This window comes from Pseudarthrobacter siccitolerans, assembly GCF_001046895.1.
GTDB classification, from domain to species: domain Bacteria; phylum Actinomycetota; class Actinomycetes; order Actinomycetales; family Micrococcaceae; genus Arthrobacter; species Arthrobacter siccitolerans.
Genome location: NZ_CAQI01000059.1, coordinates 108,019 through 129,786 on the forward strand (window position 1 = coordinate 108,019; position 21,768 = coordinate 129,786).

Consider the following 21,768-nt stretch of genomic DNA (forward strand, 5'->3'; position numbering starts at 1 on the left):
GAAGAACCATGGGTCTGCTGGACAAGGTGGAACGCGGCATTGAAAAGGCCGTCCGGGGCGTCTTCTCCACCGGCTCGCGCGCCCAGGTGGAACCCGTGGAGATCGCCAGCCGGCTCCGGCGGGAAGTGGACCACAAGTCCCTTACCGTTGCCGCCGGCCGCACCCTGGTGCCCAACGTTTTTGATGTCCAACTCAGCGATGAGGACTTCAAACGCGCCCAGGAGTGGGGTACCGCCTTGGCTGAAGAACTGTGCGACGTCGTTATTAACCACGTCCGCAGCCAGGGCTACATCCTGCAGGGCCCCGTACGGATTTCGTTCCGGCGCGAGTCCGAACTCCGGCCCGGCGACTTCGAGATCGTCTCCACCACCGAGAAGTCAGGCGCTGGACCCGCCCGCCCGAACGTACCGGCCGCTCCCAGCCGCCAGCCCGTCCGGATGCAGCCCGTTCTGGATATCGACGGGCAGCGGTATTCACTGAATGCGCCGTCCATCGTTCTGGGCAGGTCCTCGGAAGCGGACATCCACATCGAGGACACCGGGGTTTCCCGCCGCCACCTCGAAATCCGGACGGCCAACGGTGTCACCAGCGCAGTGGACATGGGCTCCACCAACGGCAGCTACGTCAATGGACACAAGGTTTCCGGAAGCACCGAACTCACCGACGGCTCCACCATCACGATGGGACGGACAAAGATCATCTTCCGCCTGCTCCCCGCCAGCCCGGGTGGCCGCGCATGAGCGAACTGACCATCACCGCCCTGCGGTTCGGCTTCCTGCTCCTGCTGTGGGTGCTGATCTTCAGCATCGTCTCCGCCATGCGCCGCGACCTTATGGTGGGCCGCAAAGCAGCCGCCGGCGCCCCCACCGCCCGCCAGGTCCGAAAGAATCCTGAGCTGGCCGAAGCGCCGCCGCAGCCCGTGAAGCAGCAAGCCCGGCAGCTCGCCGTGGTTGAAGGCCCGCTCAAGGGCACAACGCTTCCGCTGGCCGCGAGCCCCATCCTCCTGGGCCGCGCGCAGGAGGCCACCCTCGTCCTTGAGGACGACTACGCCTCCGGCCGCCACGCCCGGCTTTTTCCCCAGGGCAGCCGCTGGTTCATTGAGGACCTCGGCTCCACCAACGGCACGTACCTGGGCGATCAGCAGCTGACCCGCGCCCTGCCCGTTGAACCTGGCGTTCCCGTGAGAATCGGCAAGACGGTCATCGAATTGAGGCCATAGCCGTGGCCGACCCGCAGACTCCCGCACCCGGCCCCAAGCCGGCGGAGCGGCCCCTCATCATGCGGTTCGCCGCGCGGTCCGACGTCGGCAAAATCCGGTCCAAGAACGACGACTCTGCCTACGCGGGACGGCACCTGGCCGTCGTCGCCGACGGCATGGGCGGCCACGCGGGCGGCGATGTTGCGTCCGCTGCCACCGTCCTGGACATGATCCACCTGGACCGCGGCGATTACGACGGCGACGCTGGCACCACTTTGGCGGATGAGATCCAGACCGCCAACTCGCTGCTGTCCGAGCTGGTGCACATCAATCCCAAGCTCGCTGGAATGGGCACCACCGTCACCGCGCTACTGCTCGCCGAAGGGAGGCTGCACTTCGCCCACATCGGCGATTCCCGCGCCTACCGCTTGCGGGACGGCAAGTTCGAGCAGGTCAGCGTTGACCACACGTTTGTGCAGCGGCTCATCGACGAAGGACGACTCCGCCCCGAAGAGGCCGAAACCCATCCGCACAAAAACGTCCTGATGCGTGTCCTGGGCGACGTGGATGCCAGCCCCGAACTTGACCTGGACACCCTGGAAGTGAAGCCGGGCGAACGCTGGCTCCTCTGCTCCGACGGGCTCAACTACGTGGCCGGGCATGCCGTGGAACGGACTGTCCGCGAGACCAAGGACCTGCGCGAATGCGCGGAAACCCTGGTGGACCTCACCCTCGATGCCGGCTCCCCGGACAACGTCACCGTGGTAATGCTGGAAATCGTTGAGGAAACGCCCGACGACGTCAGCACGGCCGCCGTCGAAGTCGTTCCTTCCCCGGGAGCTACCAAAGCCCCTGCCGCCGCGGAGGGCGCACATGTTCCGGCAGCCGCCGCGCCGACCGCAACTCCTGCCGCCACCCCGGGCAAAGACGCGGAAGCCGGGGACGGCACGGGAAACGGCAAAGACAGCAGCACAGCAGCAGGCTCTGGGACGGACTCCCCGGGGTCGTCCGAACCGGGTTCAGCCGAGGAGGATTCCCCGGAGGCCGGGTCCACGGATCCGCACCTCGGCGAACACCTGACCGCCGAAGTACTACGCGAAGAACTCTCCTCCCGCCCGCACGAGCTGGTGGGAGCAGCGGCAGCCGCCGCGGAAACCGGCTCCATTCCCACCATTGCCGGGCGCACCGTGGCACGCCGTGCGGCCACGCTCCTCACCCACAAGGCGGAACCCCAGCCCGGCGACGCCGAAGAGAGCCTCGTGCCGCTGAAGCCGCGCCGATGGGTGACCTGGTCCATCGCCGCCGCCGTGCTGGTGGTCCTGACCGTGGGGCTCTGGCTCGGCTATGCCTGGACCCAGACCCGTTACTACGTTGGTGAATTTGATTCGCGCGTGGCCATCTACAACGGCGTTTCCCAGCGGCTCGGACCCATCCAGCTCTCCACCCTGGAGGCGGTCACCGATATCCGGATGGACTCGCTTCCCCCCTTCTCGCAACAACGCGTCCGCCAGACCGTGCCCGCCCAGGACCTCTACGACGCGCAGCGCATCGTAAAGAACCTTGAACTCACCGGCACCACGTCACCTGAGGAAGGCTGCCCGACGCCGTCGGCATCCCCCGCTGCCTCCACGCCGGCGGCCAGCCCGCCGGCAACGGCCGCTCCTGCACCTGATCCGTCAGGCAGTCCGCCGGCCTCCGCGGCCCCGGCGCCTGCCGCCGCGTCCCCCACACCCAGTCCCACGATCACCTGCGAGGTGGGCCAATGAGCCAGCTCAGTACCACGCCCAAGCCGCGACGGAACGTGGAACTCGCGTTGCTCCTGCTGGCCCTCGTTGTAGGCATCGGCGCCAACATGCTGGTTGGGGTGGACCAGGAAAAGGCTTTTGATTCGGATTTCTGGTTCCAGTCCAGCCTCCTGGCCGTTGCCGCCCTGGTCTTCCACGGTGTGCTCCGCTTCCGCGCAAAATATGCCGATCCGGTAATACTTCCCCTGGTAGTGGCGCTCAACGGACTTGGCTTGGCCATGATCCACCGCCTTGATGCGCCCGGCGATGACACCGGTAATAACCAGCTCCGGTGGACCCTCATCGCCATGGCCGTTGCCATCGCCGTGATCTGGTTCCTCAAGGACCACCGCGTCCTGCGCAGGTTCACCTTCATCTCGCTGGCCGCCAGCGCCCTGCTGCTGTTGCTGCCGCTGATCCCCGGGATCAGTGCCGGGGAGATCCTGGGCGCACGGGTGTGGATCCGGCTCGGCCCAATGACCTTCCAGCCCGGCGAGGTCGCAAAGATCACCCTCGCCATATTCTTCGCGGGCTATCTATCGTCCAACCGGGACCTGATCCTGCTGGCGGGCCGGAAGATCGGGCCGCTGCAGTTCCCCCGGTTCAAGGACATGGGTCCCATGATCACCGCCTGGCTGGTCAGCATCGGCGTGCTCATCTTCCAGCGTGACCTGGGTTCCTCGGTCCTGTTCTTCGGCCTCTTCATCGTGATGATCTACGTGGCCACCAGCCGCATCAGCTGGGTGGTGATCGGCCTGGCACTCATCCTCGGCGGCGGGTTCGTGGCGGCGCAGGTGTTTTCCCACGTCCAGCAGCGCGTGTTCGGGTGGCTCAACGCCTTCTCCCCGGAGGTCTACGAGAACGGCAGCCGGCAGGTGATCCAGGGCCTGTTCGGCATGGCCAACGGCGGCCTGGTGGGAACGGGACTCGGGCAGGGCCGCCCGGATCTGGTGCCCTTTGCGAACAGCGACATGATCATCGCCTCCCTCGGTGAAGAGCTCGGGCTGATCGGACTGTTTGCCATCGTCCTGATGTACCTGCTGCTGTTCACCCGCGGTTTCCGCGCGGCCCTCGGAACGCGCGATGCGTTCGGAAAACTGCTGGCCTGCGGCCTGTCGTTCGCCGTGGCGCTGCAGTGCTTTGTGGTGATCGGCGGCGTCACCCGGCTCATTCCCCTGACCGGCCTCACCACCCCGTTCCTGGCAGCCGGCGGTTCGTCGCTGTTGGCCAACTGGATCATCGTGGGGCTGCTCCTGATGATTTCGCATACCGCCCGCGGGCCGGTGGATACCACTCCGCTTCCGGCCGCAAAGGAAGCAGATTCCATGGGCATTGATACTCCTACCGAGGCGGTGAAGCACCCGTGAACCAGGCAATACGGCATTCTTGGGTAGCGGCAGTTGCCATGTTTGCGCTGCTCTTCGGCGCCATCAGCTTTGTCCAGGTGGTGGGCGCCGACGACCTCAAAGCCAACCCGCTGAACCAGCGCGCCATCCTGCAGAACTATTGCAACGACCGCGGCGCCATTATTGTGGGCGGCACCCCTGTGGCGGAATCGGTGGAGAGCGGTTCGGAAACGTGCAAGTTCCAACGCACCTACTCGCAGCCTGAGCTGTATGCAGGCATCACCGGGTATTTCTCACAGAACTACGGCGCCACAGGCCTGGAGCAGGCCCTCGGCCAGCAGCTGGCAGGCAACTCCGACCAGCTCTTTCTGGATCGGGTTGGCCAGATGTTCCTGGGAAACCAGCCCAAGGGGGCCTCGGTTGAACTCACTATTGATCCCGAGATCCAGAAGCTCGCCTACGACCTGATCCCGGACGGGCAGCGCGGCTCGATCGTGGTGACCAACCCGAAGACCGGGGCCATCCTCGCCATGGCGTCCAAGCCGTCCTACAACCCGAACCTCGTGGCCACGCAGAACACCGAGGAAGAATCGGCCAACATCAACGAACTGGTCAAAGTTCCCGGCATCAACCTCAATGCCAACGTCAGCGGACCCACGGGCGAGCAGCTCGCCCCGGGTTCGGTCTTCAAGCTGGTGGACACGGCCGCGGCCCTGGCCTCGGGGAAGTACAACAAGGACAGCGAGCTACCCAATCCGGCTGAAATGCCCTTTGACGGCATCCAATACAAGCTTCCCAATTACGCAGGCGGCAACTGCTACACGCGGAGCACGGCGGACTTCTCGTTCGCCCTGGAGCAGTCGTGCAACACCCCGTTCGCCAGCATCGCCCTCGATCTGGGGCGCGACGCCATCGCCGAACAGGCCAGGAAGTTCGGCTTCGGCGAAGACATGGGCGACCAGCTCAGGCTCGGCTACGCCCGGGGCAACGGTTTCCCGGACGACCTGGACGCGCCCGGACTGGCCCAGTCCGCCATCGGGCAGCGCGACGTCCGGGCCACGCCCCTGCAGGTGGCCATGATGACGGCGGCCATCGCCAACGACGGTGTCCAGATGCGCCCCACCCTGATCAAGGCCCTGCGGTCCCCGGACCTGCGGGTGATCGAGGAGCCGCAGCCGGAACAGTTGCGGACCTCCACCACTCCGGACATCGCCAACCAGATCACCGAATGGATGACCAGCGCGGTGAGCCAGGGCATCGCCAACAGGGCGGCAGTTCCCGGAGTCCAGGTGGCCGGCAAAACGGGCACCGCAGAGTTGGGCAATGGCGTCAATAACTCGTGGTTCACCGGGTTCGCCCCCGCAAACAACCCGCAGGTGGGTGTCACGATCGTTATGGAAGGCGTGGACATCACCACCGGCGCACAGCTAACCAGTCCGAACGCGAAGAAGATTTTTGAGGCGGTGTTGAATAAGTGAGGCCTACAACCGGAATCACCCTCGGCGGCAGATTCCAGCTGACTACGCGGATCGCGATCGGCGGCATGGGGGAAGTCTGGAAAGCCAAAGACCTCGTCCTGGGCCGCATCGTCGCCATCAAGGTGCTGAAAGAGGAATACACGGGAGACCCCGGCTTCCTTCAGCGCTTCCGCGCAGAGGCCCGGCACACTGCGTTGCTCAACCACGTGGGGATCGCCAACGTCTTCGACTACGGTGAGGAAGAGGGCTCCGCCTACCTGGTGATGGAACTCGTTCCGGGCCAGCCGCTGAGCAGCATCATTGAGCATGAGCAGGTCCTGTCCCCGGACCGCACGCTGTCCATCATCGCCCAGACGGCCCGTGCGCTCTCCGTTGCCCACGCCCAGGGCCTGGTGCACCGCGACGTGAAGCCCGGCAACCTCCTCATCACTCCTGACGGACGGGTGAAGGTAACTGACTTCGGCATCGCCCGCCTTGCCGACCAGGTGCCGCTGACGCAGACCGGCCAGGTCATGGGCACCGCCCAGTACCTGGCGCCGGAGCAGGCCACCGGGCAGACGGCCACGGGGTCCTCGGACATCTACTCGCTGGGCGTCATCGGTTACGAGTGCCTGAGCGGGCACCGGCCGTTCTCCGGCGAGTCCCAGATTGCCATCGCCCTGGCCCAGGTCAACGACGCTCCGCCGCCCCTGCCGGAATCGCTTCCAGCCCCGGTGCGGGCGCTCCTGATGTCCATGCTGGCGAAGGATCCCAAGAACCGTCCGGCCAACGCCATCAAACTTGCCGAAGCAGCAGAGGCCATCCGGAACGGGGACATCAGTGCCGCCCGCGCCGCTGTGCCGGGCATGCTCCTCTTTGATGCCGCCGACACAGGTCCCATTACCGCCCCCGTGGACACGGCCACCGCGCCCACCGGCGTGATCGGTGCCCAGCGCGACGCGTCCTCCGCTGCCACTTCGGCGCTGCCGGTACTGGGTGCCGGTGCTGCGGGAGCGGCTGCCGGGATGGCGGCAGGGGCGGGTTCCCCCGCAGCTGACAGCGAGCCGCAGGGAACGCTGGCCCGCGCCAATGCCCTGGCCGCCGAGCGGAACTGGACTCCGGAAGAGACAAGGTACGACGACGAGCCCGCCGATGAGCCACGGCGCAAGGGCCGCAGCCCCTGGACCTGGCCGTTGATCGCCCTGATCCTGCTGCTCCTGTTTGCCCTGGCGGGGTTCCTGGTCAGCCAGATGGGACTCTTCTCGCCCTCCGGCAATCCGTCCTCCAGTGCCCCCTCCACCAGCGCGCCGGCCACCTCCGCCACCCCCACGCGGACCACGGCGTCTGCAACGCCTACCCAGAGCGTCGCCACCCCCACGCCGACTCCCACTCCTACACCGGAAACCGTCAATATCATTCCCGAGGCGTACCTTGGCAAGGACTACCGGACAGTCCAGTCGCAGCTCTCGGCCATGAATCTTGATGTGACAGTCCAGCCGCAGGTTGATGCGAATTCTGCCCCCAACACGGTGATTGCCCTGTCCCGCTCGGGCAGGGTGGAAGTGGGTTCGCCCATCACAGTGACGTACGCGGTGGCGCCGTCACCCGCACCGGCCCCCACCACGCCGGCTCCCACGTCTGCCCCCTCCACTCCGTCTGCGGCGGGACCGACGGCGCCGACGTCCCTCCCGGCCTGTGGAAACGACCAGTTGCCCGGCCTGCCTCCCACCTGCCAGCCGTAACCGCCAGGACCACCAGTGAACGAGTCAGCGCGCACACCGTTGCACCGGGAGGACAACCTCCCGGTGGATAGCCAGCGTGTCCTCAGCGGACGGTACGAACTGGGCGGACTGATTGGCCGCGGCGGCATGGCGGACGTCTACCGGGGTTTGGATACCCGCCTGGGCCGCACCGTCGCCATCAAACTGCTCCGGCCGGATATGGCCCGCGACCCGCAGTTCCAGGCGCGCTTCAAGCGTGAGGCACAGTCGGTAGCGGCGCTGAACCATTCGTCCATCGTGGCGATTTACGATACCGGCGAGCACATGGTCCACGACGGTTCGGATGACGACGTCCGGGTGCCGTACATCGTGATGGAATACGTCGAGGGCAGGACTATCCGGGACCTGATCAGGGCCAATGAGGTCAGCATCAACCAGGCCATCGACTACTGCCTTGGTGTCCTCGGCGCGCTGGAGTACAGCCACAAAGCCGGAATTGTGCACCGGGACATCAAACCGGCCAACGTGATGTACTGCGAAGGCACGGACTCCGTGAAGGTCATGGACTTCGGCATTGCCCGGGCCATGGCCGATTCCTCCGCCACGATGACGCAGACTCAGGCCGTGGTGGGCACCGCGCAGTACCTCTCGCCCGAGCAGGCCCGCGGCGAAACAGTGGACGCCCGGAGCGACCTCTACTCCGCGGCCTGCCTGCTGTACGAAATGCTGACCTCCCGCCCGCCGTTTATCGGCGACAGCCCCGTTTCCGTGGCCTATCAGCATGTACGGGAAATCCCGGCACCGGCGAGCAGCCTGAACCCCGAGGTTTCGCCTGCGCTGGACACCGTGCTGGCCAAGGCCCTGCAGAAAAACCGGAATGACAGGTTCCAGGACGCCGCCGCCTTCCAGCGTGCCCTCCGCGCGGCCAGGGCCGGGATTCCTGTTCCCGCTGCTCCGGCCTCTGAGGCCGCCACAGACCCCACCGACCACGTCCCCGCCCCCACCGAAGCCCCCGCCACCGAGGCGTTCGCGGCCACGGGCGCAAGTTTCCTTGATAACGCGCCAACCGGTCGCCTCGCTGCCTTCAGTGCCATAGCGGACGACGACGGCCGCACGGCTCCCGCCGCCTACGAACCTTCCGCACGCGATGACCTGCCCCTGGGCCTGCCTCCGGAACGCGAGCGGACCGCCCGGCAGAAGTCCCGCCGTCGTGCTTGGATAGCGACCCTGGTGATCTTCACGCTCCTGGTCCTCGCGGGCGGCGGGCTGTGGGTGTACAACACCGTGAACCGTCCTGCCCCTCTGCCGCCAAAGGTGCAGATCCCGGCGGTGGCCGCGATGACCGAATCCTCCGCACTGCAGGAACTCTACGGAGCAGACCTCAAACCAAAAATCGTGCGCCTGCAGCACGACACCGTGCCCAAGGGGACGGCCATCGGAACCGATCCGGCGTCCGGCACTTCCATTGACCCCGGATCCGATGTGGTCCTGAACATTTCCGAAGGCCCCAGCGCCGTGAAGATTCCGGACAGCCTGCCCGGCAAGACTGAGGCCGCGGCCAGGGATATCCTCCGCCAGAGCGGGCTCGTGGGAGCGCCGTCCACCACCACAGCCAACAGTGCCACGGTCCCGGCCGGCATTGTGATCACCAGCAGCCCTGCCCCCGGGCAGATGGTAGGAGTGGGAACCACGGTTGAGCTGGTGGTGTCCACCGGCAAGGTGGCGGTGCCCGAGCTGCGGGCACGCACCCGGGAAGAAGCCGAGGCAGCCCTGAAGGAGCTCAGCCTGGTACCGGCGGTCATCGAGGCGGAGAACGGGCAGGTGGAAGCCGGGCGCGTGACGGACCAAAGCGAGCCGGTGAACGCCGTGGTGGAGCAGGGCAAGACCATCACGATTGTGGTGGCCAAGGCTCCGCCGCCGTCCCCGGCACCGACTCCGACGCCCACGCCCACGGCGACGCCGACGTCCAGCCGGAGGGGCTAGTGCTGGATGAGCGGGCTCAGCTTGGCGGCGCGCGCTGCCGCACCTTTCATGCCGAGTGACTCAAGCCAGTTCCCCAGCATCTGGTAGCCGCCCTCGGTGAGCACCGATTCCGGGTGGAACTGGACCCCGCACAGGGGTGCGGTCCGGTGCTGAAGCCCCATCACCACTCCTGAGGCGGTTTCCGCGGTGACTTCCAGGACATCCGGAAGGGTTTCGCGGACGGCCGCCAGGGAGTGGTAGCGGGTGGCCGTGACGGGGGAGGGGAGCCCCGAAAAGACGCTGGTCCCGATGTGCTCCACCAGTGAGGTCTTGCCGTGCATCAGTTCCGGCGCGTGGGTCACCTTGCCGCCGAATGCCTCGGCCAGTGCCTGGTGTCCCAGGCAGACGCCGAACATGGGCAGGCTGTTCTCGCCGCACCATTTGATCAGTTCGATGCACACGCCGGCCTCAGCAGGATTGCCGGGCCCGGGTGAAATGAGGACGCCGTCGCGCGTGCCGGCCAGTTCGATGGCCTCGGCGAGGGTGACGTCGTCGTTGCGGACCACCGTGGTCTCGGCACCGAGCTCCTGGAGGTAGCCCACCAGGGTGTAAACGAAGCTGTCGTAGTTATCCACTACGAGGATCTTGGTTGTGGTCATGGCTGGCTTGCGGAACCAATCGTTGAGTCGGTGAATTGGGTGTACTCGGACATCCACGGGAAAAGGAACTGAACCATCAATACCAGTGCGACGGCGACCAGCACCAGCGAGGTGACGATCCGCAGCCACAGCGGCCCCGGCAGATGGCGGAAGAGCCAGGCGTACATGCTCAGCCCCTTCCCGTCGCTGCGGCCACCTGGGCTGCAATTTCTGCGGGCGGACCGGCAGACGCGGGGCGCCAGCTGTCCAGCAGGGCATAAGCGATGATGCGTTCTTCGGCACCGAAGCGTGGGTTGCAGCTGGTCATGGTGAGGAAGCTTTCCGTGGGCGTGACGCCAGGCTGGGTAGGCACAGGCTCCAGGACGTCGGTCCGCGACGGCATCACGATCTGGTTGTTGCGGAAGACGTAAACATAGAAACCGTCCTTCGTCTGGACGTAGATTTTGTCCCCGGGCACCAGGGTGTGGATGTTGTCCAGGACGGCGCCGTGCGTCTGGCGGTGCCCCGCCACCGCAAAGTTCCCTACCGCTCCGGGCATGGCCGTGTTGCTGTAGTGCCCCAGGCCCAGCGTGTCCAGCACATCCTGGCTGGTGCCCTGCACGATGGGCCGGGTGTAGTTCGGACCGAATCGGGGGATGTACATAATGCCGATGGTGCCGGCATGGCCGGGCGCGGCCCCCACAACGGGCGGGCCAAAATCTTCGGGTGAGGCAGGGGCAGCGGGCACTTTCGGGGCCGGCGCGGGGGTTCCGAGATCCTGGGCGAACTCCTTGATGACTGCGCTCTGCTTGGCGTCCGATTCGACGTTGGTCCACCACAGCTGCCAAGCGACAAAGAGCAGCAGGATCACCCCGGCGGTAATGAGCAGCTCACCCAGTACCTGGATGGTCCCGCGCAGAAATACGACGCCGGCACGCGGCGCAGCGGCGGGCCTCGCCTTTTCCTGCAATACCACGCGTTCTCCTCCGGGCGGTTGCGTCGGGCAGTGGTGCCCCATGAACTACGACTAGAATTGGCTGCTAGTAAGAATCCAGATTTGACCAAGATCGCGCAGACCGCTGGCAACTTCCTTCTTGCAGGATATCAAGCCCGGAACGCCGAGCTTGCCTCAGCCCGCCAAGGAGAGCCAGTGCCCGAGTCAAAGCCTCGCAAGAAGACCGCCAGCACCACTACGCAGGCTTCGTCGCAGAACTACAAGCCCAATCCTGTCTGGTTCAAGCCGGTGATGTTCGGCCTGATGATTATCGGACTCCTCTGGATCATCACTTTTTACATCAGCGAAGGCCGCCTGCCGGTCCAGGCATGGGAATCATGGAATATCGTGGCCGGTTTCGGCATCGCGATCGTCGGATTCCTGATGACCACGCGGTGGCGTTCATAGCTCCTGACAGTGGGGCCGTGCCGGGCTCGGACGGGCTTGCCCGGCCCCTATGGGCTTCTACAGATCCGCTCCTGCGCGAGTACTACGACACCGAGTGGGGCCTTCCTGTCACCGATGAACAGGGGCTTTACGAGCGCATTTGCCTTGAGGGCTTCCAGGCCGGGCTCTCGTGGGCCACTATCCTCCGGAAGCGCCCGGCGTTCCGCGCCGCCTTCGCCGGTTTCAACCCCGACGCTGTGGCCTTGTTTACCGATGCCGACGTTGAGCGGCTGATGCAGGACGCCGGCATTGTCCGGAACCGGCTGAAGATCCGCGCCGCCGTCACCAATGCCCGTGCCACCCTCGCATTGCGGCAGGAAGGAGGGCTGGTGGAGTTTGTGTGGCAGTTCAAGCCTGCCGAAACGCCCCGCCCGGCGCTCCATTCCGAAATCCCCACACAGACCCCTGAATCGATGGCACTGTCGAAGGCGCTGCGGAAAAAGGGGTTCTCCTTTGTCGGGCCCACCACCATGTTTGCCCTCATGGAAGCCATTGGCATGGTGGACACCCACCTGCTGGACAGCCACCGGCGCGGATCCTCGGGAATCTGGCCCGCTTCCAGCGCCTAGGAGCATAGTTTTCCCCAACTGTTGGGAAAGTTATCCACAGTGTTGAAAACTCCGCGGCATCCGAAGTCAACAGGCACCATTGAGGGCCCTGCCGTAGCAAAACGCCAATCTGGCCGTCCCGATGCGGTTATTAACAATGTGGAATACCTTGTGGATAACCGGCCGGTTCTGACCGGGCCGCGCTCTTACCGGTCCAGGGTAACCGGGTGGTGGCTGGTGATCGAGACGCGGTTGAACGCGTTCATGGCGATGGCCAGCCAGCTCACCGCCGAGAACTCCTCCTCCGAGAGGTGCTCCCGGGCATAGGCTTCCTCATGCCCTTGCACGCTGTGTCCCGGCAACTCCGTGATGCTCTCGGCCAGTGCCAGTGCTGCCCGCTCCTTCTCGCTGAAGAGGGCCGTCTCACGCCATGCCGGCAGTACGGCCAGGCGCTGCACGCTTTCGCCTGCCTCCACAGCTTCCCTGACGTGCAGGTCGAGGCAGTAGGCACATCCGTTGAGCTGTGAGACGCGCACCCGGAGCAGCTCCACCATGGTTTCGTCCAGGCCGGCAGCCTCGGCGGCCTCCCGCACCTTGAGTCCGAGACCATTGAGGGCCCTCCACAGGGCAGGATGCTGTTTGTCGAGATAGACGTGCTGGGTAGTGGCGCTCAAGGGATTCTCCTGCTCGGGGACAGACGGCGGCTGTCCGTTGCCACCAGCTTTGCACACCGGCAGTACTGATCTTTTCCACTTACCAACATTGCGATACCCACAAGTTATCCACAACTGTGGAAAGCCTGGGGGAAATTGCCGTCGGATGAGGCGTTCCGTACCGTACTGCGGGCAATTCCTGGCCATGAACTACATACCTGTCACTTATTAACACTGTGCACAAGGCTGTTGAAAGACTCATGGGAAAGAGCCGGAACCGGGGGCATGCGGCTGTTTTCCCCCTGTTTTTCCACAGAACGTGGATTTGGGGCGGCTTTGTCCACTTAAGCACAGCTCTATCCCCAAGAGTTATCCACAGGTGTGGATTGTCCCCGGGGATATCCAGCAGAACTCCTGCCGGCTGGCGGGAAAAGCACTTTCCCGAGATGAACTACAGACGTGTAAGTTACCAACACTGTGGATAAAGGCTGTGGATAAAAAAGGTCCCGGCATCCGCTTGGATGCCGGGACCTTCTTCTGACGTATGGAAGCTGTGCTGCGGGACCTACAGGGAGATCCGGATCCAGCTGGCCGCAATAAGCAGGGCCAGGACGGCCACCAGCCCGACTGCCTGGATCAGGCCCTGCCTGGGCCCACGGGGAGTGTAGGCGAGGACGGCCGCGCACAGGGCGCCCGTGACCAGCCCGCCGAGGTGCGCCTGCCAGGCAATCTGGGGAATCAGGAAGCCTATGACGCCGTTGATGGCGATCAGCACCCAGAGCTGGCGGGTGTCCCCGCCCCGGTGCCGCTGGACCAGCAGCATGGCACCGAAGAGTCCAAAGATGGCGCCGGAGGCACCAACCACTCCCACCAGTCCCTGCCCGGGCACCAGCACCGGGTTCAGGAGCAGGTACCCCACGGAGCCGCCGATGGCGGAGATCAGGTACAGCGCCAGGAAGCGGGCACGGCCCAGGAGCGGCTCAAGGGCCTGGCCGAAGATCCACAGGGTGTACATGTTAAGGACGATGTGCAGCACTGAATCCGGCGAGTGCAGGAAGGCGGCCGTGAGCATCCGCCAGGGTTCGAAGGCCCCGTACTCCGGGGTGGCGAACACGTTGTTATAGGCCAGCTGTTCGTAAACAGCCTGGCCCGGGATGCTCCACTGCAGCGCATACATCACAATGCACACCGCGATGATGCCGTACGTCACCAAAGGCTTGCCGGATGCTGCGGCGCCGCCGTAGACCGTCCGTACTTCCGGCGTCGTACGGCGAGCTTCGTTGACGCAGTCAACGCATTGGAATCCGACGGCGGCCGCCCGCTGGCAGTCCGGGCAGGCGGGGCGCCCGCACCGCTGGCAGCGCACATACGAGGGCCGGTCAGGGTGCCGGGGGCAGACCGGAACCTGCGCGGACGGCTCAGCCGACGGAATTCCGTAACTCATGGAAGGGGATTACAGCTGTTCGATGTCGATGCTGTTGATGGTGACGTCCTCCACCGGGCGGTCACCCATGCCGGTGCGGACGCCCTCGATGGCGTCCACAACCTTCTTGGATTCGTCGTCCGCCACTTCACCGAAAATGCTGTGCTTGCCCTGCAGCCAGTCAGTGGGGATGGTGGTGATGAAGAACTGTGACCCGTTGGTGCCCTTGCCCATCTGGATGCCGGCGTTGGCCATGGCCAGCTTGTAGGGTTGGTTGAAGCTGAGCTCGGGGTGGATTTCGTCGTCGAAGCGGTAGCCCGGTCCGCCCGTACCGCGGCCCAACGGATCGCCGGCCTGGATCATGAAGTCCTTGATGATGCGGTGGAAGATGGTGCCGTTGTACAGCGGCGTACCGGTCTTCTCCTCGCCCGTCTCCGGGTGGGTCCAGGCCTGCTCGCCGGTGGCGAGGCCAATGAAGTTCTTGACGGTCTTGGGCGCGTGGTTGCCGAAGAGGTTGACGACGATGTCGCCGAGGCTTGTGTGGATGGTTGCTTTTGCAGTTGCGATGGCAGTCATAGGGCCCATTCTTTCACGACGCCCTGCGGTGGGGAGGGCTGGGGGGACAGTTCCGCGCTCGGTGAAATCCGCCTAAAATCCGCGGAGAGAATAGCCGGTGAACATCAAGCCACGTAGGCTAACCACAGACCGTCACATTAATCGGGAGGTAGTTGTGAAGAAATCGGACCGTATTGCCCGTGACCTTGAGCTGTCAGTCACCAGCGCCGTAGAGAATGCTCGGGATTGGGCAGCCCCCCGCGTGGAAGCAGCTGTTGACTGGGCCGTGCCCCGTCTTCAGCACAGCCTGGATACCGCGTCTCCCAAGATCCAGGAAGGCCTGAAGACCGCGGCCCACAACCTGGCGGACGGTGTGGCCACGGTCACGCCGCGCATCCAGGACGGCCTGGCGCACCTCGCTCCGAGGATCAACGAGGCCGTGGAGGGCGCATCCCCCAAGCTCCACGAAGCCCTGGACAAGGCCACGCCCGTCATCCTCAACGCCCGCGACCGCGTGGTGGTTGAATACCTGCCCCGCCTGTCGGACCAGATCGGGCAGGCATCCGATGTTGTGCACCGGACCCTTGAGGGCACCCCGGCGCGCGTTGACGCCGTCGCCCAGAAACTGGGCGACGTGGGAATCATCCACGCCCTCCAGGAGCAGGCCCAGGCAACTGGCACTCAGCTGAAGGCAGCCGCAACCGAGGCCGGCCGCACCGTGGGAATCCAGCTGGCCCAGCCCGAACCGCCCAAGAAGCAGCGCGGCTGGCTGGTTTTTGGTGTCATCGCCGCGGCAGTTGCCGCCGGTGTGGCAGCCTGGAAGGCTTCCAAACCGGTCGAGGATCCCTGGAAGACGCCGTCCCCGGTCACGCCCACGCCCGCACCGGTCCCGGCGACCACGGTGAACGAAGTTACCGAGGCCGCCAGCGGCACGGCGGCTGACACCGCCTCCGCTCCGGCTGCGACGGCTGCCGAAACGGGCGACGATTCCGCGGACAAGGCCAAGCACGTGGCCGAGGACACCAGCGGCACAACAGCCCCGGTCGCGGCCGATGCCAAGACCGCCACCAAGAACATCGCAGCCAACATCGGCAGCGCGGACAAGGACAGCACCCTGTCCTAGCCTTTGAGGCCGTTCCGGATAAGGGCCCCGCTCCAGTGACCAGTTCACTGAAGCGGGGCCCTTTATTCATCTCCGCATGCCGCCATGCTCCGAAGGTGCACCGCTGATCGGTGCTAGATTTGGACTGATGTCAGCCGATCAATCCTCTGAGGATGCCTTGAACGACGCAGCAGTACAGCCCCGCGTGTCCATTGTCATCCCGGCATATAACGAGGAAAGTGTGATCCGGCAGTGCCTCATAGCTGCCATCTACCAGTCGGTGCCCGCGCACGAAATCATCGTGGTGGACAATCTCTCCAAGGACCGCACCGCCGACATCGTCCGGCAGATGCAGCTTGAGTATCCGGAAAGCCCCATCGTCCTGCTCAGCCAGGACAAGGAACAGGGCCTTATTCCCACACGGAACTTCGGCCTGGACCACGCCACCGGGGACGTCCTGGGGCGTATCGACGCAGACTCCGTGGTGGAGCCGGACTGGGTGGAACAGGTGCAGCGCGCCTTCGCCGACCCGTCAGTCCAGGCCGCCACCGGACCCGTTGTCTATTACGACATGCCCATGCGCCGCTTCGGCCTCAAAGCGGATGACAAAATGCGCCAGCTGATGCTGAAGCTCGCCAAGCACCAGTACCACTTCCTGTTCGGTTCCAACATGGCCCTGCGCTCGTCCGCGTGGCAGATCATCCGCTCCGAGACGTGCCGGGACGAGAAGGACGAGATGCATGAGGACATCGATCTTTCGCTGCACCTGGCAGACCACGAACTGAAGATCAACTACTGTCCCCAGATGGTGTCCGGCATGTCCGCCCGCCGACTTGAAGATTCACCCCGGGACTACCGCTATTACGTCACCCGGTTCGACCGCACCTACAAGGCTCACAACGTCAAGAAGATGGCCCTGAAAGCACCCATGGTGGTCTTCTTCTCGGTGTACTTTCCGGCCAAACTCCTGCGGGCCATCCACACCGTCAACACGGCGCAGCCCGCCCGCCGCGGCGGCCAGTAGGGTTTCCCGGCTAACAGGGGTCAGTCAGTCCCGAGTTCGGCCAGCGGATGGTCCGGCGGTCCGTCCTGTTCTGCCGCACCCTGCGTGCGACCCCGCCTTCCGGGCTTTTGGCCGAGGACGACGACGGCGAGCCCCACCAGGATCAGTCCCAGTCCGGCGTAGGTGCCGGCAGGAAGCGTCTCCTGCAGGAACAGGGCCGCTAAAAGGGCCGCACCGGGGATTTCCAGCAGGATGATCATGGACACCAGGAGCGGGCTCATGGTGGCCAGCAAGTGGTTGAAAGCGGTGTGCCCCACGAGCTGGGCGCACACGGTGATGGCCAGGATGCCCACCCACCCGCCGGCTTCGAAGCCGACCAGCGGCTGGCCGCCCAGCAGGGCCATCACCGCCACGAGGGCCGCGCAGACGCCGTAGCAGAGAGTGGTGTACGTCCCCGTGGTCATGCTTTGCCGGGCCTTGCCGCCTGCCAGCGTGTACATTCCCGCCAGGGCTCCGCCAGCCACTGCCAGGAGGTCACCCAGGAGGGCGTCCGGGGACGATCCCATGTCGAATCCCGTAATTGCCACCACTCCGGCAAAAGCGATGCCCAGGCCGGCCAGCACCTGCCAGCGGTGCCTGGTTCCCCTGAAGAGCTGGAAGACGGCGATCCACGCCGACTGGAGGCACACCAGTGCCGTGGCTGCGGCAACGGAGGTCAGTTGCAGTGACGTGATGAAGCAGGCAAAGTGCAGGGCCAGGGCGACGGCGGCGAGCAGCGACCAGCGGAGCTCGTGCCTGGTCACCCTGCCGAACTGGCCCGGCTCGCGGATAAGCGTGGGCGTGGCCATGACGGCGGAGCCGATGGCGTTGCGCCAGAAGGCGATGGCCAGGGCGCTGACACTGGTGGCTCCGAGCGTGGCGGCGATCAGGGGGCCGGAGGAGGCAACACCCAGCACGCCGAGGGCTGCAATAAGAAAGGTCACCGTCCACCCCTACCTGTCTTCGGCAAAACAAAAGTCCCGGCCAGCGTTTCCGCTGAACCGGGACTTTCCTATGGTGGAGGCACGGGGACTCGAACCCCGAACCCCCTGCTTGCAAAGCAGGTGCGCTACCAATTGCGCCATGCCCCCATAAGAAGCAACCCGTCCATCATACCCTAGAACCTTGAGGCTGCTGACCAGCTCCAGGACCGGGTGTCCGGCCTAATCAACCGAGTCGGTTGACTTGCTCCAGACAGTTTTCCGGGCTTCGGATTCCTGTGCTTTCCGGTAGACCAGGACGCCTGCGATTGCAGCTGCCAAGACCAGCAACTTCTTCACATGCTCCCCGTTCCGGTCCGGCCGCATGATGCGAACCAGACCTCCACTTGAACCTGCACAGGTTCCGTGGGCGTACCAGGACTTGAACCTGGGACCTCTTCGTTATCAGCGAAGCGCTCTAACCGCCTGAGCTATACGCCCCGATACCTCATCGGGCCGAGACATGACTTTACAGCACATCCCGGCCCGATCTCAAATCGGGGGCTTTCACCGCGGATTTAGCGGTGAAAGCGCCGGATCTAATCGTCGGTGAGGGTCACGCCGATGCCGCCAACCAGGGTGGCCGCAATGTTGTACAGGACCGCAGACAGCATGGACAGCGCGGTCAGCAGGACCACGTTGACCACGGCGATGATGGTGGCGAACGAGGCCACCTGGCCGAGGGAGGCCACCTTCTTCAGTTCGAAGCCGCCGCCCTCGGAGCCGGCAAGCGTACCGAGCAGGCTGTCCACCTGGTCAAAGATTCCGGTGAGGTCCAGGACGGTCCACAGGACGATGGCAGCGACCACCGTGACGATTCCCAGCGCCACGGACAGCAGGAACGCCATCTTCAGGACCGACCAAGGGTCCACCTTGCTGATCAGGAGGCGGGCGCGGCGTACCTTCGCCTTGGGCGCAGGCTTCACCAGCCCAGGCGTGCCCTGGCCGGCGGGACGCTGGCCGGGCTGGCCCTGAGCCGGACGCTGGCCGGGGACGGACGGTCCCGCAGCCGTGCGCGGCACGGCCTGTCCCGACGTCGGCCGTTCCCCCTGGAGGGGACGCTGTCCCGGGACTGCCGGGCGCTGTCCCGGAGCTGCCGCTGGAGCGGCAGGCCGCTGCTGCGGGCGGACGGGCGCGTTCACGCGGGGTGCGGCCGAGGGCCGGCTTCCCTCGGGAGCTGACGTGTTCGGCTTGGGAAATGAGTCGGGATTACTCACTCGTTACCTCCGTGTTGTCTTCGTTCGGCTCAGCGTCGCCCGAGGCGTCCTCTGACTCAACGGCCGGTGATTCTTCTGCAACTGCTGACTCTGCGGCGTCCCCCGGGGAACCGCCATCTTCAGCCAACGTTACGTCATCCGTCAGTGATTCCTCGCCCTCGAGGCCGCGTTCGCTGTTGCGCGCCACCTCGATGATCCGGTCATTTTTGTCCGGCTTGGCGAAGATGACACCCATGGTGTCGCGGCCCTTTGCGGGCACGCCGGCCACCGAAGAACGGACCACCTTGCCGCCTTCCATGACCACGAGCACCTCGTCCTCTTCCTGGACAATAAGCGCGCCCACCAGGTCACCACGTTCTTCGGCGAGCTTGGCCACCTTGATGCCCAGCCCGCCGCGGCCCTGGAGCCGGTATTCCTCGACCGCTGTGCGCTTGGCGTAGCCGCCCTCGGTCACGATGAACACAAACGAACCGTCGGTCACCACGTTGGCGGCGAGCAGTTCGTCGTCCTCGCGGAACTTCATGCCCGTGACGCCGGAGGTTGCCCGGCCCATTGGGCGGAGCGCGTCCTCGGTGGCGGTGAAGCGGATGGACTGCCCCTTCCGGGACACAAGGAGCAGGTCATCGGTTTCCGAGACCAGCTGCGCGGACACCAGTTCATCGCCATCACGGAGGTTGATCGCGATCACGCCGGCGGAGCGGTTGGTGTCGTAATCCTCCAGCCGCGTCTTCTTGACCAGTCCGCGCTTGGTGGCGAGGACCAGATAGGGCGCCTGCTGGTAGTCCTTCAGGTCCAGCACCTGGGCGATGTGCTCGTCCGGCTGGAACGCCATCAGGTTGGCCACGTGCTGGCCCTTGGCGTCGCGGCCGGCTTCCATCAGCTCGTAGGCCTTGGCACGGTAGACCCGGCCGAGGTTGGTGAAGAACAGGAGCCAGTGGTGGGTGGTGGTGACAAAGAAGTGCTCCACCACGTCGTCGCCGCGCAGCTGGGCGCCCTTGATGCCCTTGCCGCCGCGCTGCTGCGAACGGTAGTTGTCGCTCCGGGTCCGCTTGACGTAGCCGCCGCGGGTAATGGTGACCACCATCTCCTCTTCGGGGATGAGGTCTTCCATGGACATGTCGCCGTCGAAGCCCATCAGGATCTTCGTGCGGCGGTCGTCGCCGTGCTTGTCCACGATCTCGCCAAGCTCGGTGCTGATGATTTCGCGCTGGCGCTGCTCGGAGCCCAGGATCTCGTTGTATTCGGCGATGAGGGCTTCGAGCTCTGAGTGCCGGTCCTGGATCTTCTGGCGCTCCAGGGCTGCAAGGCGGCGCAACTGCATGTCCAGGATGGCCCTGGCCTGCAGTTCGTCGATGTCCAGCAGTTCCATCAGGCCGTCGCGTGCCGCTTCGGTGGTGTTGGACGCGCGGATGAGGGCGATGACCTCGTCCAGCATGTCCAGCGCCTTCAGGAGCGCCCGCAGGATGTGGGCTTCTTCTTCGGCCTTGCGCAGCCGGTACCTGGTACGGCGGGCAATGACGTCCATCTGGTGGGTGACCCAGTGCCGGATGAAGGCGTCCAGGCTGAGCGTGCGGGGCACGCCGTCAACGATTGCCAGCATGTTGGCGGAGAAGTTGCTCTGCAGTTCGGTGTGCTTGTAGAGGTTGTTCAGCACCACCTTGGCCACGGCATCGCGCTTCAGCACGATGACCAGCCGCTGGCCGGTACGGCCGGAGGTTTCGTCGCGCAGGTCGGCGATGCCCTGGATCTTGCCGTCCTTGACCAGTTCGGCGATCTTGATGGCAAGGTTGTCCGGGTTGGCCTGGTACGGCAGTTCCGTGACTACCAGGCAGGTGCGGCCCTGCAGTTCCTCCACATTCACCACCGCCCGCATGGTGACGGAGCCGCGGCCGGTGCGGTAGGCGTCCTCGATGCCCTTGTGGCCCAGGATGGTGGCGCCGGTGGGGAAATCGGGTCCCTTGACCCGCCGCAGCAGTTCTTCCAGCAGCTCCTCGCGGCTCGCGCCCGGGTTGGCCAGGTACCACTGAACGCCGTCGGCCACTTCGCGGAGGTTGTGCGGCGGGATGTTGGTGGCCATGCCCACGGCGATGCCCGAGGAGCCGTTGACGAGCAGGTTCGGGAACCGCGCCGGCAGGATGGTGGGTTCCTGGTTCTTGCCGTCGTAGTTGTCCTGGAAGTCGACGGTTTCCTCGTCGATGTCCCGGACCATTTCCATGGCCAGCGGGGCCATCTTCGTTTCCGTGTAACGGGGAGCCGCTGCGCCGTCGTTGCCGGGCGAACCGAAGTTGCCCTGGCCCAGGGCCAGCGGGTAGCGCATGGTCCAGTCCTGGATGAGGCGGACGAGGGCGTCGTAGATCGCGGTGTCACCGTGCGGGTGGTACTGGCCCATGACCTCGCCCACCACGCGGGCGCACTTGTTGAAGGAACGCTCGGGGCGGTAGCCGCCGTCGAACATCGCGTACAGCACGCGGCGGTGGACGGGCTTGAGGCCGTCGCGAACGTCCGGGAGGGCACGGCCCACGATGACCGCCATGGCGTAGTCCAGGTAGGAACGCTGCATTTCCGTCTGCAGGTCCACCTGCTCCACACGGTCTACCAGCACGTCGCCTTCAAGAACGGTGTCCGGGTTCCCGGCTTCGGGGGCCGGGTTCTCGGGTGTTTCGTCGCTCATTATCTATTTCCGTTTCAGGTATATGTCGGG

Annotated in this window: 21 protein-coding genes and 2 tRNA genes; 11 read left to right on the forward strand and 12 right to left on the reverse strand. The window is 65.2% G+C overall.

The features are described from left to right. Positions 1 to 8 precede the first annotated feature (8 nt). Genes ARTSIC4J27_RS20680 through pknB form a run of 7 tightly spaced genes read left to right on the forward strand, consistent with a single transcriptional unit; the run spans position 9 to position 9,489 of the window. The gene (locus tag ARTSIC4J27_RS20680; protein WP_050057092.1) at positions 9 to 740 is read left to right on the forward strand and encodes an FhaA domain-containing protein; all 732 of its coding nucleotides are present in this window, start codon (positions 9 to 11) and stop codon (positions 738 to 740) included. Further along, complete coding sequence (locus ARTSIC4J27_RS20685; protein ID WP_050057093.1) at positions 737 to 1,219, forward strand: FHA domain-containing protein FhaB/FipA; 483 nt, start codon at positions 737 to 739, stop codon at positions 1,217 to 1,219. The genes ARTSIC4J27_RS20680 and ARTSIC4J27_RS20685 overlap by 4 nt, the downstream gene beginning before the upstream one ends. Positions 1,220 to 1,278: 59 nt before the next feature. Then, entirely contained in the window at positions 1,279 to 2,964 is a 1,686-nt protein-coding gene (locus ARTSIC4J27_RS20690) for a PP2C family protein-serine/threonine phosphatase (protein WP_152683938.1), read from the forward strand. Then, on the forward strand, positions 2,961 to 4,349 hold the full coding sequence (locus ARTSIC4J27_RS20695; protein ID WP_050057095.1) for an FtsW/RodA/SpoVE family cell cycle protein: 1,389 nt from the start codon (positions 2,961 to 2,963) through the stop codon (positions 4,347 to 4,349). Before ARTSIC4J27_RS20690 ends, ARTSIC4J27_RS20695 begins: the two co-directional genes overlap by 4 nt. Continuing rightward, positions 4,346 to 5,806: a peptidoglycan D,D-transpeptidase FtsI family protein gene (locus tag ARTSIC4J27_RS20700; RefSeq protein ID WP_050057096.1), complete on the forward strand. Its 1,461-nt coding sequence runs from the start codon at positions 4,346 to 4,348 to the stop codon at positions 5,804 to 5,806. Before ARTSIC4J27_RS20695 ends, ARTSIC4J27_RS20700 begins: the two co-directional genes overlap by 4 nt. Further along, positions 5,803 to 7,527: a serine/threonine-protein kinase gene (locus ARTSIC4J27_RS20705; protein WP_050057097.1), complete on the forward strand. Its 1,725-nt coding sequence runs from the start codon at positions 5,803 to 5,805 to the stop codon at positions 7,525 to 7,527. Before ARTSIC4J27_RS20700 ends, ARTSIC4J27_RS20705 begins: the two co-directional genes overlap by 4 nt. 15 nt (positions 7,528 to 7,542) lie before the next feature. Beyond that, positions 7,543 to 9,489 (forward strand): Stk1 family PASTA domain-containing Ser/Thr kinase, encoded by a 1,947-nt coding sequence (gene pknB, locus ARTSIC4J27_RS20710; protein WP_050057098.1) that lies wholly within the window; start codon positions 7,543 to 7,545, stop codon positions 9,487 to 9,489. Here pknB and ARTSIC4J27_RS20715 read toward each other — a convergent pair. Genes ARTSIC4J27_RS20715 through ARTSIC4J27_RS20720 form a run of 3 tightly spaced genes read right to left on the reverse strand, consistent with a single transcriptional unit; the run spans position 9,486 to position 11,082 of the window. Next, complete coding sequence (locus ARTSIC4J27_RS20715; protein WP_050057099.1) at positions 9,486 to 10,127, reverse strand: anthranilate synthase component II; 642 nt, start codon at positions 10,125 to 10,127, stop codon at positions 9,486 to 9,488. The two genes, pknB and ARTSIC4J27_RS20715, sit on opposite strands and share 4 nt — an antisense overlap. Next, on the reverse strand, positions 10,124 to 10,294 hold the full coding sequence (locus ARTSIC4J27_RS22980; protein ID WP_167344690.1) for a hypothetical protein: 171 nt from the start codon (positions 10,292 to 10,294) through the stop codon (positions 10,124 to 10,126). Before ARTSIC4J27_RS22980 ends, ARTSIC4J27_RS20715 begins: the two co-directional genes overlap by 4 nt. 2 nt (positions 10,295 to 10,296) lie before the next feature. Further along, positions 10,297 to 11,082 (reverse strand): class E sortase, encoded by a 786-nt coding sequence (locus tag ARTSIC4J27_RS20720; RefSeq protein ID WP_050057100.1) that lies wholly within the window; start codon positions 11,080 to 11,082, stop codon positions 10,297 to 10,299. A 174-nt stretch (positions 11,083 to 11,256) separates the two neighbouring features. Between ARTSIC4J27_RS20720 and ARTSIC4J27_RS20725 the strand changes: the two genes are divergently transcribed. Together ARTSIC4J27_RS20725 and ARTSIC4J27_RS20730 are read left to right on the forward strand one after the other, a co-directional pair. After that, on the forward strand, positions 11,257 to 11,508 hold the full coding sequence (locus ARTSIC4J27_RS20725; protein ID WP_050057271.1) for a cell division protein CrgA: 252 nt from the start codon (positions 11,257 to 11,259) through the stop codon (positions 11,506 to 11,508). After that, on the forward strand, positions 11,505 to 12,116 hold the full coding sequence (locus tag ARTSIC4J27_RS20730) for a DNA-3-methyladenine glycosylase I (protein ID WP_050057272.1): 612 nt from the start codon (positions 11,505 to 11,507) through the stop codon (positions 12,114 to 12,116). Before ARTSIC4J27_RS20725 ends, ARTSIC4J27_RS20730 begins: the two co-directional genes overlap by 4 nt. A 185-nt stretch (positions 12,117 to 12,301) precedes the next feature. On the opposite strand, the gene ARTSIC4J27_RS20735 is transcribed toward ARTSIC4J27_RS20730, so the two are convergent. The 3 genes from ARTSIC4J27_RS20735 to ARTSIC4J27_RS20745 all read right to left on the reverse strand — a co-directional run bounded on the left by ARTSIC4J27_RS20735 (position 12,302) and on the right by ARTSIC4J27_RS20745 (position 14,747). Next, on the reverse strand, positions 12,302 to 12,769 hold the full coding sequence (locus tag ARTSIC4J27_RS20735) for a carboxymuconolactone decarboxylase family protein (protein WP_050057101.1): 468 nt from the start codon (positions 12,767 to 12,769) through the stop codon (positions 12,302 to 12,304). Between the two features lie 544 nt (positions 12,770 to 13,313). Then, the gene (locus ARTSIC4J27_RS20740) at positions 13,314 to 14,192 is read right to left on the reverse strand and encodes a rhomboid family intramembrane serine protease (protein ID WP_050057102.1); all 879 of its coding nucleotides are present in this window, start codon (positions 14,190 to 14,192) and stop codon (positions 13,314 to 13,316) included. Between the two features lie 9 nt (positions 14,193 to 14,201). After that, the gene (locus tag ARTSIC4J27_RS20745; protein ID WP_050057103.1) at positions 14,202 to 14,747 is read right to left on the reverse strand and encodes a peptidylprolyl isomerase; all 546 of its coding nucleotides are present in this window, start codon (positions 14,745 to 14,747) and stop codon (positions 14,202 to 14,204) included. Positions 14,748 to 14,901: 154 nt separating this feature from the next. On the opposite strand from ARTSIC4J27_RS20745, the gene ARTSIC4J27_RS20750 reads away from it, so the two are divergent. Together ARTSIC4J27_RS20750 and ARTSIC4J27_RS20755 are read left to right on the forward strand one after the other, a co-directional pair. Further along, entirely contained in the window at positions 14,902 to 15,849 is a 948-nt protein-coding gene (locus ARTSIC4J27_RS20750) for a hypothetical protein (RefSeq protein ID WP_050057104.1), read from the forward strand. Between the two features lie 127 nt (positions 15,850 to 15,976). Continuing rightward, positions 15,977 to 16,852 carry a glycosyltransferase gene (locus ARTSIC4J27_RS20755; protein ID WP_050057105.1) on the forward strand — a complete coding sequence of 292 codons (876 nt, stop codon included), beginning with the start codon at positions 15,977 to 15,979 and terminating at the stop codon, positions 16,850 to 16,852. A gap of 20 nt (positions 16,853 to 16,872) precedes the next feature. Here ARTSIC4J27_RS20755 and ARTSIC4J27_RS20760 read toward each other — a convergent pair whose 3' ends face one another. From ARTSIC4J27_RS20760 to gyrA, 6 genes are all read right to left on the reverse strand, one after another. Continuing rightward, positions 16,873 to 17,814, reverse strand: a complete 942-nt coding sequence (locus ARTSIC4J27_RS20760) for a DMT family transporter (protein ID WP_050057106.1) — start codon at positions 17,812 to 17,814, stop codon at positions 16,873 to 16,875. A gap of 71 nt (positions 17,815 to 17,885) precedes the next feature. Then, positions 17,886 to 17,961 (reverse strand) — tRNA-Ala (locus ARTSIC4J27_RS20765). A 72-nt stretch (positions 17,962 to 18,033) separates the two neighbouring features. Continuing rightward, a complete protein-coding gene (locus ARTSIC4J27_RS23320; RefSeq protein ID WP_235436805.1) occupies positions 18,034 to 18,177 on the reverse strand; it encodes a DLW-39 family protein in 144 nt (47 codons plus the stop codon). 40 nt (positions 18,178 to 18,217) lie between these two features. Then, a tRNA-Ile gene (locus ARTSIC4J27_RS20770) sits at positions 18,218 to 18,291 on the reverse strand. 98 nt (positions 18,292 to 18,389) lie between these two features. Continuing rightward, positions 18,390 to 19,067 (reverse strand): DUF3566 domain-containing protein, encoded by a 678-nt coding sequence (locus ARTSIC4J27_RS20775; protein ID WP_050057107.1) that lies wholly within the window; start codon positions 19,065 to 19,067, stop codon positions 18,390 to 18,392. Further along, complete coding sequence (gyrA, locus tag ARTSIC4J27_RS20780; protein WP_050057108.1) at positions 19,060 to 21,738, reverse strand: DNA gyrase subunit A; 2,679 nt, start codon at positions 21,736 to 21,738, stop codon at positions 19,060 to 19,062. The genes ARTSIC4J27_RS20775 and gyrA overlap by 8 nt, the downstream gene beginning before the upstream one ends. Positions 21,739 to 21,768 lie beyond the last annotated feature (30 nt).